Here is a 15,201-nt window from a genome sequence, read left to right on the forward strand (position 1 = left end):
GTGAAGTAGATTCGTATCTACTGGACAGTAGGTGATCTGCGCCACGCAGGCAAGGTGACCGCGTCCTCTGCTTTGCGGTCGGTCCTGATCTCGATTCCTACGATCGTCGCCCGGTCGAACACCACCGGGACGTCGTCCGGCCCGAACGTCAGGCGGTCGCTCAGGAAGACGGGCACGCCTGGGGGTTGGTCGAGGAGGGTGGCCAGGCGTTCGCTCAGCACCGCCGGGGTCAGTCGTTCGGTCGCCCGGACCACCGGGACTTCCAGGGCGCTGTAGAGGGACGTGAAGTCCGGCTTCTTCAGGTAGGGCTCCGGGACCCACGACACCTGGTGGATCGCCGGGGTGCCGTCGATCTTGCGTAGTCGTTCTATGCGCAGCACCGGGTCGGTGGTGTTGAGCTGTTCGGCTACCCACTGGGGGGCCGGCCTTCTTGACTTGCCGAGTAGGTCGGTTTGCACCTCGTGGCCTTGCGCGCGCAGTTCGTCCGAGAGGCTGCGCAGGGTTGCCATGCCGTAGGTCGGCTTTGGGCTTTTTACGAACGTGCCGCGGCCTGCGTGCTGGGTGATGATGCCGCGTTCTTCGAGCAGGCGTAGGGCTTGGCGCAGCGTCATCAGGGTTACGCCGTACTGGGCGCTTAGTTCGCGTTGGCCTGGCAGTGCTTGGCCTACGTGGTACCACCCCGCCTTGATCGCCGCCTCCAGGTCGGCGGCGATGGTCACGTACTTCGGCTGCTTTCGCTCGGTCAACGGCACTCCTCGGGGGTGTCGTCGGCAGCCTACGCATGATCGGGTCGGTGGGGTGGGCGGCGGTCCGGGGTGTGGGTGGTTGTGTCCTTTGAGGTCGGGGAGCGGGTGTTGCGGAGGCGGGTACTTCGGGGGCGGGGCACCGGGCTCGGGCGCTGGGGGCGGGGCACCGGGCTCGGGCGCTGGCCCTTGGGGCCGGGATCGGGCTTCGGCACTTTGGGCGCGGGGGTGGATCCGGGCTCGGGCCGCTTGGGGTGGGGATGGGGCTCGGGCACTTCGGGGGGTCGGAAGTGCCAGGTACCGGGCTCGGGCGTCGGTTGAGTGCGTTTGGGGTGTGGTCGGGCTGTCGGCTCCTTGTGGTGTTGCGTCGCCGGGTGCCGGGTGCCGGGTGCCGGGTGCCGGGTGCCGGGTGCCGGGTGCCGGGTCGCGGGTCGCGGGATATGTGAGCGGGGAGCGGGATGCGGGTTGCGGAAGCGGGTTGCGGGTTGTGGGAGCGGGTTGCGGGAGCGGGATGCGGACCGGGATGCGGGGAGCGGGATGCGGACCGGGATGCGGGATGCGGACCGGGATGCGGGATGCGGACCGGGATGCGGGATGCGGACCGGGATGCGGGATGCGGGGAGCGGGATGCCGGTTGCGGGACCGGGTTGTGGGGTGTGCGGGTTGCGGGATGCAGGACCGGGATGCGGGGAGCGGGATGCGGGGTGTGTTGGGGAATGTGGCTGTGACGCGGTTCGTGTGCCGGGGACGGAATGCCGGGTGCCGCGGCGATGGTGGGTATGTGGTGGTGGGTGTGGCGGTTGCGCGGTTCGTGTGCGGGCCGACGTATGTGTGGCGACGCGTGCAGGCCGCCGCCGTGGTCGCGCGCGGTGGTGCCGGAGTTGAGCTTCGCGCGTCGCTTCAAGGGGAGGCGCGGGCCGGGTGCTCGGTGTCGCTCAACGCGGACCGTCCTCGGCGAGGCCTGCTGGGTTCGGTGGGTGCGGTTGAGTGCGTTTGGGGTGTGGGTAAGGGACAGGCTCTCCGTTGGTGTTGCGTCGTCGGGTGGGGGGTGGGGTTGGTTGGGTCCGCTGGTGTTGCGTCGTCAGGGGGCTGAGGTGTGGTGGCGTAGGTGGCCGTGACGCGGTTCGCGTGCGGGGCTGGTGCGCGCGGCGTGGCCCGCTGCCTGGGGAGGCGCCGCGGTTAGTTGAGGGCGGTTCGTAGGGTGGTTAGGTACGCGCCCACCTCCTTTGGCGTTGCGCCGTCGAGGATTCGGCGCATGATCGCGGATCCGACTACGACGCCGTCCGCGTAGCGGCACGCTGCGGCTGCCTGTTCGGGGCCCGAGATGCCGAAGCCCAGCATTACGGGGAGGTCGGTCGCCTCCTTGAGGTCAGCGACCAGTTCCTGGGCGTCCGCCAGCGCCTCCTGCTCGCCGGTTGTGCCCATCAGGCTGACCGCGTACACGAAGCCGCTGCTGCGCTTGGCGATCTCGCGGCGCTTGTCGCGCCGGGTGGAGGGTGAGGCGAGCAGGACCACGTCGATGTCGTACCCGTCGAACGCGGCCAGCTCCTCGAGCGGCACGTCCGGCACGATGAGGCCGGTGATGCCGGCGTCGCGCAGGGAGGCGCAGAAACCCTTGCGTAGCGCGAGGTTCGCGTACGTCATGGCGTAGAGGGGGACGCCCAGGTCCGGGATGTCGGCGAGGATGGAGTCGACCGTGGCGCCGCGCGCCAGGGCTCGGTCGGACGCCTCCTGGATGGTGGGGCCGTCCAGGGTCGGGTCGGAGAACGGGAGGCCGATCTCGATCATGTCGGCTCCCGCGTCGCGGGCCGCCAAGAGGTAGTCGGTCCAGTTCGGCGTGATGCCGCCGGTTACGTAGGGCGCTAGAAGACTCACGTCAGCTCCATCAGGGTCGCCATGTCCTTGTCACCTCGGCCGGAGAGGGTGAGCAGCACTGTCGAGCCCGGCTCGATCTCACCGCTGGCGGCTGCCCGCAGCACCCAGGCGACTGCGTGGGCGGACTCCAGTGCGCAGAGGATTCCTTCCGAAGCAGCGAGCTTGCGGACTGCGGCCAGCACTTCCTTGTCGTTGGCCGTCACGTATCGGGCGCGGCCCAGGTCGGCCAGGTGGGCGTGCTCCGGGCCGATGCCGGGGTAGTCGAGGCCCGCGGAGATCGAGTGCGCCTCGGTTACCTGGCCGTGTTCGTCTTGAAGCACCATGGAGCGGAAGCCGTGTAGTACGCCCGGTTGGCCGAACGTCATCGCGGCGCCGCCTTCGGCTTCGACGCCGATCAGGCGGGCCGGGGTGTCCACGAAACCCGCGAAGGTGCCCGCCGCGTTCGAGCCGCCGCCTACGCACGCGACCACGTAGTCGGGGGTGGCGGCGCGGAGTTCGGCGGCGCATTGGGTGCGGGCCTCGTCGCCGATCACGCGCTGGAACTCGCGCACCATCCACGGGTACGGGTGCGGGCCCATCACCGATCCGAGGCAGTAGTAGCTGTCCTCGGTGCACGTCACCCAGTGCCGCAGCGCCTCGCTGCACGCGTCCTTCAGCGTGCGGCTGCCCGCCGTCACCGGTACGACCTCGGCGCCGAGCATGCGCATGCGGAAGACGTTGAGCTGCTGGCGTTCCATGTCCTTCTCGCCCATGAACACCGTAGTCTCGAGGCCCAGCAGTGCCGCGGCGGTGGCGGTCGCCACGCCGTGCTGGCCGGCACCGGTCTCCGCGATCAGCCGCGTCTTGCCCATTCGCTTGGCCAGTAACGCCTGGCCCAGGACGTTGTTGATTTTGTGCGAACCGGTGTGCGTCAGGTCCTCGCGCTTGAGCAGCAACGTGATGCCCAGCTCTTCCGACAGTCGCCACGCGGGGGTGAGCGCGGTCGGGCGGCCCGCGTAGACCTTCAGTACGCGGTCCAGCTCGCTGTGGAAGACCGGGTCCTGCCACGCGGCGCGGAACGCCGCCTCGACCTCTTCGCATGCCGGGACAAGGGATTCCGGCACGAACCGGCCGCCGTAGTCACCGAAGCGGCCGAGCTTTGATGGCTCTCGCACGTCGATCTGCATGAAACAGTTATAGCACACTGTTCTAGAACTGTCTCCCCACCTTCAACGACGAGATCAGGCCGCCGGTCACCCGCATGTCCATGGTTCCCGCGGGCTCGCCGGGGGAGGTGTCCCAGGCGAACGTGACGGAGACGGTGTCGCCGTCGGCCGAAGTGGACAGCACGGTGATGGTGTCGTCGGGGGGCGCCGCCCGGTAGCCGGCGACGATCGCCTCCCGGCCGACCATCGGCGGGATGGGCGCGTAGTCGATCGAGACCGTGGCGTCCGCGGTGAAACCGGAGCCGAACGCCTCCCAGTCGCCGTGGCGCACGGCGTTGTTGAAGCGGTGCACGTGCGCGTCGACGAGATCCATGTCGTACCTCCTTCGTAAGGTGCTCCCATGACTTTTACCGACGAAGAGGGCTCGACGTTGCGCACGGCGGTGTTCGGCGCGATGGTCCTGGTGTCGACCGCCGACCCCGGCGCCGTCGACGAGGAGAGCTACGCGGGCATCCGTGCCATGCAGCAGCTTCCGCCCGCGCTGCGCCAGGTCCTCGCCGCCGCCCCGCCCGAGCTGCCCGAAGGCTCGGCCGAAGACGTCGAGACGGGTGTGCTGGCGGCCCTCGAACGGTCGGTGCGCATCCTGAACGCCAAGGCCCCGGCCGAGGCCGGAGCGTTCCCGGCCGCGATCGTGGCGCTGTGCCGCGAGGTCGCCACGGCCGACGGGCAGGTCGCGCACGCCGAGCACGCGATGATCGGCAAGGTCGAAGCCGCAATGGCGGGTTAACGGCGGTCAACAAAACGGACATCTCCGGGCCGCTGTGGGCCAGGCCACCTTTAGAGGTTTCCTACAAACCAGGACCCAGAACTCGCGTCAGTCGAGCAGTTTTCCTACTGGCCAGTAGACGAGAGTGTGTAGACGGTTGGGCGGCGACCGCCGCTGCAGGCCGCTGTCCGCGAGGAGATCGTTCGTTGTTCAGTCGTATCGCCATCGTCAACCGCGGTGAGGCCGCCATGCGGCTCATCCACGCCGTGCGCGAGCTCGCCGAGGAGACCGGGGCCCGGATCGAGACCGTCGCCCTCTACACCGACGTCGACCGGACGGCGACGTTCGTGCAGGAAGCCGACCTCGCCCACAACCTGGGCGCGGCCGCCGACCGGCCGTACCTCGACCTCGCCGTCCTCGAGCGCGCGCTGGTGGAGACCGGCGCCGACGCCGCGTGGGTCGGCTGGGGCTTCGTCGCCGAGATCCCCGAGTTCGCCGAGCTGTGCGAGAAGCTCGGCGTCACGTTCGTCGGCCCGAGCCCCGAGGCCATGCGCAAGCTCGGCGACAAGATCGGCTCGAAGCTGATCGCCGAGGAGGTCGGCGTCCCCGTCGCGCCGTGGAGCCGCGGCGCCGTCGAGACGCTCGAGGCGGCCAAGGTGTCGGCGCGCCAGATCGGCTACCCGCTGATGCTGAAGGCGACCGCGGGCGGTGGCGGCCGCGGCATCCGCAAGATCAGCTCCGAGGAGGAGCTGGTCGAGGCGTTCGACCGGACCAGTCAGGAGGCGCTGCGCGCGTTCGGCAGCGGCGTCATGTTCCTCGAACGCCTGGTCACCGGCGCGCGGCACGTCGAGGTGCAGGTCATCGCGGACGGCCAGGGCACCGCGTGGGCGCTCGGCGTGCGCGACTGCTCCGTGCAGCGGCGCAACCAGAAGATCATCGAGGAGTCGGCGTCGCCGGTCCTCGAACCGGCGCAGGTCGACGAGCTGAAGGCGTCGGCCGAGCGGCTCGCGAACGCCGTCGGCTACCGCGGCGCGTGCACCGTCGAGTTCCTGTACCACCCCGGTGAGCGGCTCTTCGCGTTCCTCGAGGTCAACACCCGCCTGCAGGTCGAACACCCGATCACCGAGATCACCACCGGCTTCGACCTGGTCAAGGCACAGCTGCACGTCGCGGACGGCGGCAGGCTCGAAGGCGAGAAGCCCGTCGAGAAGGGCCACGCCATCGAGGCCCGGCTCAACGCCGAGGACCCCGACCGCGACTTCACGCCCAGCCCCGGCAGGATCGTCCGGCTCGAGCTGCCCGCCGGCCCCGGCGTCCGCGTCGACACCGGCGTGAGCGAGGGCGACACCATCCCCGCCGACTTCGACTCGATGATCGCCAAGATCATCGTGCACGGCCGCGACCGCGACGAGGCGCTGGGCAAGCTGCGCCGCGCGATGGCGCAGACGATCGTGATCATCGAGGGCGGCGCCACCAACAAGAGCTTCGTGCTCGACCTGCTCGCCGAGCCGGCCGTGATCGACGGTTCCGCGGACACGGGCTGGATCGACCGCGTCCGCGCCGAGGGCGGCCTCGTCACGCACCTGCACTCCGCGATCGCGCTCGCCGCGGCCGGCATCGAGGTCTACGAGGACGAGGAGCTCGTCGCCCGCAGGCAGCTGCTGACCTCCGCCCACGGCGGCCGTCCCAGCACCCAGCACGAAGGCGGCCGGGTGCTCGAGTTCGCGCTGCGCGGCGAGAGCTACAAGGTCCGCGTCGCGCGGCTCGGCAAGACCCGGTACCGCGTCGGCGTCGGCACCGACGAGCCCACGCAGACCGCGGACGTCGACGTCGAGCGGTTCGACAGCCACACCGGCCAGATCACGGTCAACGGCACGCGGTTCCGCATCGTCACGGCCACGCACGGCCCGGTCCACCACGTCGAGGTCGATGGCGTCACGCACCGCGTCACCATCGACGAGGGCGGTGTGCTGCGCTCCCCGATGCCCGCGCTGGTCGTCGCCATGCCGCTCGCGGTCGGTGACGAGGTCGAGGCCGGTGCGCCGGTGCTGGTCCTCGAGGCGATGAAGATGGAGACGGTGCTGCGCGCGCCGTTCCGCGCCCGCCTCAAGGAGTCCGCGGTCGCGGTCGGCAGCCAGGTCCCGACGGGTGCGGCGCTGCTGCGGCTGGAGCCGCTCGGCGACGAGGGCGACGTCGCGGAGGCGAAGTCCGACACCCCGGCCATCGAGCTGGAACTGCCCGCGCCGGTCGACCTCCCGGCCGAGGAGCAGGTCGCGCGCGGCCTGCAGGACCTGCGCAGCCTGCTGCTCGGGTTCGACACGGACGCCGAGGACACCAAGCGCCTGCTGACCACGTACCTCAAGGCCCGCGGCGAGGTCGCGGAACGCCCGCTGGTCGGCGAGGCCGGACTGGTGCAGCTGTTCGCGGACATCTGCGACCTGACCCGCAACCGGCCCGCCGGCGAGGAGTCCAAGTCCGACACGCGCGTGCACAGCCCGCGCGAGTACTTCCACACCTACCTGAAGAGCCTCGACGTCGACCGCGCGGCGCTGTCCGAGACGTTCAAGCAGCGCCTGGCGAACGTTCTCGCGCACTACGGCGTCGAGGACACGGAGCGCACCGAGGCGCTGGAGGAGGCGGTCTTCCGCATCTTCTCCGCCCAGCAGCGCGGCGCCGCGGACGCCGCGGTCGTGACCGCCCTGCTGCGGCAGTGGCTCACCGAGCAGCCGCCGGTCGAGTCGGAGCGGGTCACCGTCGGCCTCGCGCTGGAGCACCTCGTCGCCGCGACGCAGGTCCGCTTCCCGGCCGTCGCGGACGTCGCGCGCAGCGTCGTGTTCAGCTGGTTCGCCCAGCCGTTGCTGCGCCGCACGCGGGCCCGCGCGCACAGCGAGGTCCGCAAGCACCTCATCCACCTCGACAAGAACCCGGACGCCGCGGACCGTGCGGACCGGATCTCCGCGATGGTCGCGATCTCCGAACCGCTCGTGCGCCTGCTCGGGCAGCGCATCGGCCGCACGGGCGTGGACCACGTGGCACTGCTGGAGGTGCTCGCGCGCCGGTACTACGGCAACCGCGCGCTGCGGGACATCCAGCCCACCAAGGTCAACGGCTGCACGTTCGTGACCGCCGAGCAGGCCGAGGCACGGCTCGTGTCGACCGCGGTCGATTTCACGGCACTGCCGGACGCGCTCGCGGGCGTCGGCTCGCTCGTCGGCGACGGCCCCGCGGTCGCGGACGTCTACGTGAAGTGGGAGAACGGTCCCAGCGACATCGACGAGATGGCCACGCAGCTGCGGGAAGTCCTTGCGGGGCAGTCGTTGCCGACGACGATCGACCGGATCACGACGACCGTCGCCGGCCGTCGCGGGGAGGTCATGCACCACCACTTCACCTTCCGACCCAGCGACAATGGGTTCGTCGAGGAACGCCTGGTGCGCGGCCTGCACCCGCGCATCGCGGACCGCATGCAGCTGGAGCGGCTGCGTGAGTTCGACCTCACCCGCCTGCCGTCGCTGGACGAGGACGTCTACCTGTTCCGCAGCACGGCGAAGCAGAACCCGTCCGACGAACGCCTCATCGCGCTGGCCCAGGTCCGCGACCTGACCCCGTTGCGCGACGACGACGGCCGGCTCGTGTCGCTGCCCGCGCTGGAGGACGCGCTGGCCACGTCGCTCGACGGCATCCGCCGGGCGCGGGCGCAGCAGGGGACGCGCAACCGCCTCGCCACCAACCGGGTCGTGCTGTACGTGTGGCCGCCGACGGACCTCACCGAGTCCGAACTGCGGTCCATCGCCCAGCGTGTCATCCCGACGACCGCGGGGCTGGACCTGGAAGAGGTCATGTTCCTGGCCCGCAGGCGCGACGCCGCCACGGGTGAGCTGACCGACGTCGGCGTGCGGATCGGGCCGGAGCCCGGCGGCAGCGTGCGGCTGTCGTTCGTGCCGCCGCCCACCGAGCCGCTGCAGCCGTTGGACGACTACCGCCAGAACGTGCTGAAGGCGCAGGCCCGCGGCACGGTCTACCCGTACGAGCTGGTCGACCTGCTGGCCGGCCCGGACGGCACGTTCGTCGAGCACGAGCTCGCCGACGGCGCGCTGGTCCCGGTCGACCGGCCGCGCGGCCAGAACACCGCGGCGATCGTCGCCGGTGTGGTGTCCACGCCGACGCCCGCCTACCCGGAGGGCATGAAGCGCGTCGTGCTGCTCGGCGACCCGACCAAGGCGCTCGGCGCCCTGTCGGAGCCCGAGTGTGCGCGCGTGATCGCCGCGCTGGACCTGGCCGACGAGCTGTCCGTGCCGCTGGAGTGGTTCGCCGTGTCGGCGGGCGCGCGGATCTCCATGTCGTCCGGTACCGAGAACATGGACTGGGTCGCGGCCGCGCTGAAGCGGATCGTGACGTTCACCCAGGCCGGCGGTGAGATCAACATCGTGGTGGCGGGCATCAACGTCGGCGCCCAGCCGTACTGGAACGCCGAGGCCACGATGCTCATGCACACCAAGGGCATCCTGGTGATGACGCCGGACTCGGCGATGGTGCTGACCGGCAAGCAGGCGCTGGACTTCTCCGGCGGCGTGTCGGCCGAGGACAACTTCGGCATCGGCGGTTTCGACCGCGTGATGGGGCCGAACGGGCAGGCGCAGTACTGGGCGCCGAACCTGGCCGCCGCCAAGGACGTCCTGATGGCGCACTACGAGCACACCTACATCGCGCCCGGTGAGGCCGGCCCGCGCCGCGTGTCCACTTCGGACCCGGTCACCCGCGACGTCTCGTCGTTCCCGCACGACGTGGCCGACAGTCCGTTCACGACGGTCGGTGAGATCTTCTCGGTCGCGGCCAACCCGGACCGCAAGAAGCCGTTCGACATCCGCACGGTGATGCGCGCGTTGTCCGACCAGGACCACCCGGTGCTGGAGCGCTGGGCGGGCATGGCGGACGCCGACACCGCCGTGGTGCAGGACGTCCACCTCGGCGGCATGCCGGTGTGCCTGCTCGGCATCGAGTCGCGTTCGGTGCCCCGCCACGGCTTCCCGCCCACCGACGGCCCGGACACCTACACCGCGGGCACGCTGTTCCCGTTGTCGTCGAAGAAGGCGGCGCGGGCGATCAACTCGGCGTCGGGCAACCGGCCGCTCGTGGTGTTGGCGAACCTGTCCGGCTTCGACGGCTCACCGGAGTCGATGCGGTCGCTGCAGCTGGAGTACGGCGCCGAGATCGGCCGGGCGATCGTCAACTTCGACGGGCCGATCGTGTTCTGCGTGATCTCGCGCTACCACGGCGGCGCGTTCGTCGTGTTCTCCAAGGCGCTCAACCCGAAGATGACCGTGCTGGCCGTCGAGGGCTCCTTCGCCTCGGTGATCGGTGGCGCTCCCGCTGCTGCGGCCGTGTTCGCCCGCGACGTGGACGGCCGCACGGCCAACGACCCGCGCGTGCGCAAGCTGGAGGCGCTCGTCGCGGAGTCGACCGGATCGGAGCGGGCAGCGCTGGCGACCGAGCTGGCCTCGACGCGGCAGGCGGTGCGGTCGGAGAAGCTGGGTGAGGTCGCGGCGGAGTTCGACCGGGTGCACAGCGTGCAGCGGGCGGTCGACGTCGGTTCGGTGGACGCGATCATCAGCGCGGCGGAGCTGCGGCCGCGGATCATCGAGGCCATCGAGCGCGGCCTGAACTAGTTTGGTGCCGTGAAGGCACCCGATGCTCAGGGGTCGGTCGACGTGAAAGCGTCGGCCGACCGCGTGTACGCGCTGGTCAGTGATTTGCCCAGGCTGGCGAACGTGTCCGAGGAGTACTCGGCGGGCCGCTGGCTCGGTGCCGCGACGGGACCGGCGGTCGGCGCGCGGTTCCGCGGCTCGAACCGGCGCGGCGTCCGGTTCTGGCAGACGACGGCGACAGTGACGGACGCCTCACCGCGGCGGTTCGCGTTCGAGGTGAAGTCGTTCTGGCTGCCCGTTTCGCGCTGGCAGTACGACATCGAGCCGACCGACGGTGGCTGCCGCGTCACGGAGAGCACCTGGGACCGGCGCCCGGCGTGGTTCCGGCCACTCACGGTCCTCGCAACCGGGGTGCGGGATCGCGCGTCTGAGAACCAAACGAACATCGAGCGCACGCTCGCGAAGCTGAAGACCGCCGCCGAAGAGGGATGAGGATGATTTTCTACACCGACGAGGAAGCCACGACGCTGCGCACGGCCGTGTACGGCGCGATGGTGCTGGTGTCGGACGCCGAGCCCGGCCCGGTCGTGGAGGAGCGGTACGCGGGGCTGCGCGCGTTGAAGCACCTGTCGCAGGATCTGCGTCAGGTGATCGGGGCCAAGCGGGTGCACCTGCCGGCGGCCGGTGAGCTGGAACCCGTTGTGCTGGACGCGCTGCGCCGGTCCGTGAAGGTCCTGAACGGCAAGGCGACCGAGGAGACGTTCGCCGAGGCCGTGCTGGAGATCTGCCGCGAGGTCGCCGAGGCCGACGGGCACGTCGCGGACACCGAGAGCGCGGTCTTCGCGAAGATCGAGGCGGCGCTTACCGCGTAGCACCAACGGGTATACCACCGGCATGAGGTGGACCCTGCTGCTCGCCGTCCTGTTATCCGGCTGCACCGCCTTTCCCGCCACGACCACACAGGGACCCGCCGACACGCGGGTCCCTGTCGGCGTTTTCGACGCCCCCACGGCGAAAGCCAAGCTCGCCACACTCGTAGTGGCGCAACCGGGCCGGCTCGACGGTTACGACAGAGAGTGCAACGAGGGCAAGGCTTGTGTGTTCGGGCAGCCGTGGTTCGACACCGACGGCGACGGATGCGACCAGCGCAGCCAGGTGCTGGCCCGCGACCTGACGAACGTGGTGCGCAAGGAAGGGCGTTGCGCGGTCAAGGAAGGCACGCTCCACGACCCGTACACCGGCGCGACCGTCACGAGTGTGTCGAAGGTGCAGATCGACCACGTGGTGCCGCTGGCCGAGATGTGGCGCAGCGGGGCGGCCGCGTGGCCGCCGGAACGGCGCACGGCGGCCGCCAACGATCTGCGCAACCTCCTCGCGGTGCAGGGAAAGACGAACCAGAGCAAGGGCGACAAGACGCCCGACGAGTGGCTGCCGCCCAACGCCGCCTACGTGTGCCCGTACTCGCGGATCTACGTGACGATCAAGTCCGAGTACGGGCTCACGACGACCACGGCAGAGCAGGCGGCCCTGAACCGGGGGCTGGCGACGTGCGGGTCATGAGTGCGGCGGCCCGTGCGATGAGGGGACCCTTTATGGCGGTCAGCGCTTGCAAAGCTCCCCTCATAGCTCATTTGCACGGTGGTGCGTAGGGCACGTCCGGGGTGAAGCGGTTCCAGTCCTCACGGGAGATCGGCGGACCGGCCGAGGCGCACGCACCGGCGAGGTCGGCGTCGAGGTCTGCGCCCAGCAAACGGATGGTGGGGTCGAACATCGCCCAGGCGAGCGTCTTGCCGTCCGGGCTGAACTCGACGTCGGCGACCGCGATCGTGGGGCCGGTCAGCACCGCGATCGCGACCGGGTGCCGCGGGTCGGTGACGTTCCACAGCCGCAGGGACCGGTCGTCGCTGCCGGTGGCCAGCGTCCTGCCGTCCGGGCTGAACTTCACCGTGCCGACGACGTCCTCGTGGCCGGTCATCACGGCGATCTCCTGCGGACGGGTGGGATCGGAGATGTCGTACAGCAGCACGGGTTTCTTGGTGCCGCTGCCGACCGCGAGGGTGCGTCCGTCCGGGCTGTAGTCGACGTCGAACACCTCGAGCCGGTCGCCGGAGATGACCGTGGACGACAGGTCCGCGAGCCGCCAGAGCCGGATGGTGTGGTCGTCGCTGCCGGACGCGAGGCCGCGGCCGTCCGGGCTGAACGCGACCGTGCGCACCGCGTCCGTGTGGCCGTCGAGCGTCGCCACCGGCTTCAGGTTGTTGTCCCACAACCGGACCCCGGTGCCGCCGGAGACGATGCGGGTGCCGTCGGGGCTGAACGCGACCGCCCGCGCGGCGGGGTGCTCGGCCGTGGCGATGAGGGTCCTGCTGCCGACGTCCCACAGCTTCACGGAGTCGCCCGCCGACACGAGCCGGCTGCCGTCCGGGCTGAACGCGATCCAGTACACGGCCGCGCCGTGGGTCATGGTCGCGACCAGCGACGGCTTGCGCGGGTCGCGCATGTCCCACAGCCGGATGGTCTTGTCGCGGCCCGCGGTGGCGAGCAGGCCACCGTGGAACGTCATCGACAGGATCGCCTCGTCGTGCGCCTTCACCACGGTGGCCAGCGTGCTCAGCACGCCGTCGCGGGTGGCGGTCGTGGCGGAGAGGCTCCGCGCGACCAGGGCGAGCTGCAGACCGAGCGCCGGGTCGTCGCGGTGCTCCTCGATGGCGCGCGGGGCGAGGTTCTGCGCGATGGCGCTGTTGCGCTGGTCGGTGATCGTGTCACGGGCGCGCACCGCGTAGATCGTCGTGGCCGCGGACAACAGGAGCAGCACGGCCAGTACCGCGACCAGGTACTTGAGCCGGCTCGCCCGGCGGCGCGCCGAGGCCTGCTCGGCCTCCTCGGCGCGCGTGCTCGCGTCGAGGAACGCCCGCTCGCGCGCGGTCAGCGTCCGATCGAGGTCGCGGGCGATCGCCAGCCGTGCGCCGCGGTAGAGCGCGTCCGGGTCGCGGTCCAGGTTCTCCCACACCTCGGTCGCGTGCGTCAGCTCCCGGTGCACGCGGTGGCCGTCGCGGTCGGAGTCGAGCCACTGCCGGAACCTCGGCCACGTGCGGATCAGCGCCTCGTGGGTGATCTCGATGGAGTCCGTACCGCGCACGACGAGCCGTGCGGCCGTGACGCGGTCCAGGACGAGGGCGGTGTCCGGGTCGTCGTCGAGCTCGGCGGGGGAGATGGCGCGCTTGGTGTCCTCGGTGCCCTCGCCGAGCACGGCGAGCCGCAGGAACAGGTCCCGCGCGCGGTCCTGCTGGCGGGGGGTGAGCGAGTCGTACACCGTGTCGGCGGTCTTGGCCAGCGCGCCGTCGATGCCGCCGACCGCGTGGAACCCGGTGAGCGTGAGCCGGTTGCCGCTGCGTCTGCGCCACGTCTCCAGCAGCGCGTGGGACAGCAGCGGCAGGATGCCCGCCTGACCGTGCGTCTGCGCGACGAGCGTGGCCACGAGGTCGCCCTCGACCACGCAGTTCGCCTTGATGGCCGGCTGCGTGATCGCCCGGCGCAGCTCGTCGGCCGTCATCGGGCCGACCGTGAACTGGGCGTCCTGCATCGCCTCGGTCAGCTCGGGGTGCATCGCGCAGTGCGCGTAGAAATCGGCCCGCACGCCGAGCACCACGTGCCGGTCGAGCAGCGCGGCGATGAACGCCGACCGCTCGGCCGGGTCCTCGCACAGCGTGAAGACCTCTTCGAACTGGTCGACGACCACGATCGCGCCGGCCGGCACGCCCTCCAGCGACGGATGGGGTCCCGGCGTCAGCAGCACGGCGCCGGTCAGGCGGGGCAGCACTCCGGCGCGCAGCACCGACGACTTGCCCGATCCGGACGGTCCGAAAACGGCGAGGAATCGGTGCCGCGAGATCCGCTTGACGAGATCGTCGACGAGTCGCTCCCGGCCGAAGAATCGATCCGCGTCCTCGGCGCGATAAGCGGACAGTCCGACATAGGGCGCGCCGTTCCAATCCTCGGGGGCATATTCGGCGGGTTCGGCGACCGGAACGGCGTTCAGTTCGGCGGCCACCGAATGCCAGCGGCGTTCCCAGTCGGCGATGTCGCCGTCACACGCGCGCACGTAGGCGAGCGTCACCTCGAGGCTCGGCAGCTTCCGCCCACCGGCCGCGTCCGCGAGCGTGGTGACCGAGTACCCGCTGCGCGAAGCGAGCTCACGGTACGTCGGACTGCCAGCGGCCTCGCGCAGTCGTCGCAGGTCAACGGCGAACTCGACGGGTGCCGACCCGTCCAGCTCCAGCGGTCGCTCCCGTCGCGGCACCCAAGCCCCCAGTTGTCCGATGGTTGTTGTTCGGCGCGCATCGGTCCGGCGCCGGACAACGTCACCACGCTATACAACAACGGTCCGGCTTCGATGACCGGTCTTATTGGGGGTGTCATCGACGCCGGACCGCACTCATCAAGGGGGACGGAATGCTTCGGCTGCATTTCACGGTGGCGGACCTGGCGCTCACCAGATTCGGTGGTCCGGCGCGGCGGGGTGCTTGGCAGCTCGGCGTCGGCGAGGAACTCAACTCGTTGCATCCGGCCATTGGCTGGAACGCGCCGACGTTGTTCGTAGACGCGCTGCCGGACGAGGAGATCACGCTCGACGGACGCGGGATCCGGCTGCGCCCGGAGCCGGGTCCGATCAGGCTGCTGCGGGAGGCCCAGCCGCAGCCGGTGCTCTGCTACCCGGTGGTCAACTGGCCGCATCGCGAGGTCGAGCTCAACCACGAGGCGCTCGCCGGGGTCCTCGGCCACACGCGTGCACGCAGCCTGCGGGCGCTGACCGCGGAGCGCACGACGTCCGGGCTGGCCGACGAGCTCGGGGTGAGCCTGTCGACCGCGTCCCAGGCGGCCACCGCGCTGCGCAACGCCGGGCTGATCACCACGCGCCGGGACGGGCGGCGGGTGCTGCACAAGCTGACGACGCAGGGTCGCGTGGTGCTGCAGGGCATGGTCGCCCATTAGGCCGACGCGGGGCGTGGTCCGGGGTGCCAAGTTAA

General features: G+C 70.7%; 11 protein-coding genes. 6 read left to right on the top strand and 5 right to left on the bottom strand.

Annotated elements, in window-relative coordinates:
- Positions 1-17: 17 nt before the first annotated feature.
- From QSK35_RS19310 to QSK35_RS19325, 4 genes are all read right to left on the bottom strand, one after another.
- A complete protein-coding gene (locus tag QSK35_RS19310) occupies positions 18-752 on the bottom strand; it encodes a GntR family transcriptional regulator (protein WP_285748023.1) in 735 nt (244 codons plus the stop codon).
- 1,170 nt (positions 753-1,922) lie between these two features.
- Positions 1,923-2,618: a tryptophan synthase subunit alpha gene (gene trpA / locus QSK35_RS19315; RefSeq protein WP_285748025.1), complete on the bottom strand. Its 696-nt coding sequence runs from the start codon at positions 2,616-2,618 to the stop codon at positions 1,923-1,925.
- Entirely contained in the window at positions 2,615-3,784 is a 1,170-nt protein-coding gene (trpB, locus tag QSK35_RS19320) for a tryptophan synthase subunit beta (RefSeq protein WP_285748027.1), read from the bottom strand. Before trpB ends, trpA begins: the two co-directional genes overlap by 4 nt.
- 22 nt (positions 3,785-3,806) lie before the next feature.
- Positions 3,807-4,136: a nuclear transport factor 2 family protein gene (locus QSK35_RS19325; protein WP_285748029.1), complete on the bottom strand. Its 330-nt coding sequence runs from the start codon at positions 4,134-4,136 to the stop codon at positions 3,807-3,809.
- Positions 4,137-4,163: 27 nt separating this feature from the next.
- On the opposite strand from QSK35_RS19325, the gene QSK35_RS19330 reads away from it, so the two are divergent.
- The 5 genes from QSK35_RS19330 to QSK35_RS19350 all read left to right on the top strand — a co-directional run bounded on the left by QSK35_RS19330 (position 4,164) and on the right by QSK35_RS19350 (position 11,734).
- Positions 4,164-4,550 carry a hypothetical protein gene (locus tag QSK35_RS19330; protein WP_285748031.1) on the top strand — a complete coding sequence of 129 codons (387 nt, stop codon included), beginning with the start codon at positions 4,164-4,166 and terminating at the stop codon, positions 4,548-4,550.
- Between the two features lie 185 nt (positions 4,551-4,735).
- Positions 4,736-10,195, top strand: a complete 5,460-nt coding sequence (locus QSK35_RS19335; protein ID WP_285748033.1) for an ATP-binding protein — start codon at positions 4,736-4,738, stop codon at positions 10,193-10,195.
- Between the two features lie 9 nt (positions 10,196-10,204).
- Positions 10,205-10,666, top strand: coding sequence for an SRPBCC family protein (locus QSK35_RS19340; protein WP_285748035.1), 462 nt, complete (start codon positions 10,205-10,207; stop codon positions 10,664-10,666).
- 2 nt (positions 10,667-10,668) lie between these two features.
- Positions 10,669-11,046: a hypothetical protein gene (locus QSK35_RS19345; protein WP_285748036.1), complete on the top strand. Its 378-nt coding sequence runs from the start codon at positions 10,669-10,671 to the stop codon at positions 11,044-11,046.
- A 22-nt stretch (positions 11,047-11,068) separates the two neighbouring features.
- Positions 11,069-11,734 carry an HNH endonuclease family protein gene (locus tag QSK35_RS19350; protein ID WP_285748038.1) on the top strand — a complete coding sequence of 222 codons (666 nt, stop codon included), beginning with the start codon at positions 11,069-11,071 and terminating at the stop codon, positions 11,732-11,734.
- A gap of 67 nt (positions 11,735-11,801) precedes the next feature.
- On the opposite strand, the gene QSK35_RS19355 is transcribed toward QSK35_RS19350, so the two are convergent.
- Positions 11,802-14,474: an nSTAND1 domain-containing NTPase gene (locus QSK35_RS19355; RefSeq protein ID WP_285748039.1), complete on the bottom strand. Its 2,673-nt coding sequence runs from the start codon at positions 14,472-14,474 to the stop codon at positions 11,802-11,804.
- A 152-nt stretch (positions 14,475-14,626) separates the two neighbouring features.
- Here QSK35_RS19355 and QSK35_RS19360 point away from each other — a divergent pair, with 152 nt between their 5' ends.
- Complete coding sequence (locus QSK35_RS19360) at positions 14,627-15,166, top strand: ArsR/SmtB family transcription factor (protein WP_285748041.1); 540 nt, start codon at positions 14,627-14,629, stop codon at positions 15,164-15,166.
- Positions 15,167-15,201 lie beyond the last annotated feature (35 nt).

It is taken from the genome of Lentzea sp. NBRC 105346, assembly GCF_030269605.1.
Classification (GTDB): Bacteria; Actinomycetota; Actinomycetes; order Mycobacteriales; family Pseudonocardiaceae; genus Lentzea.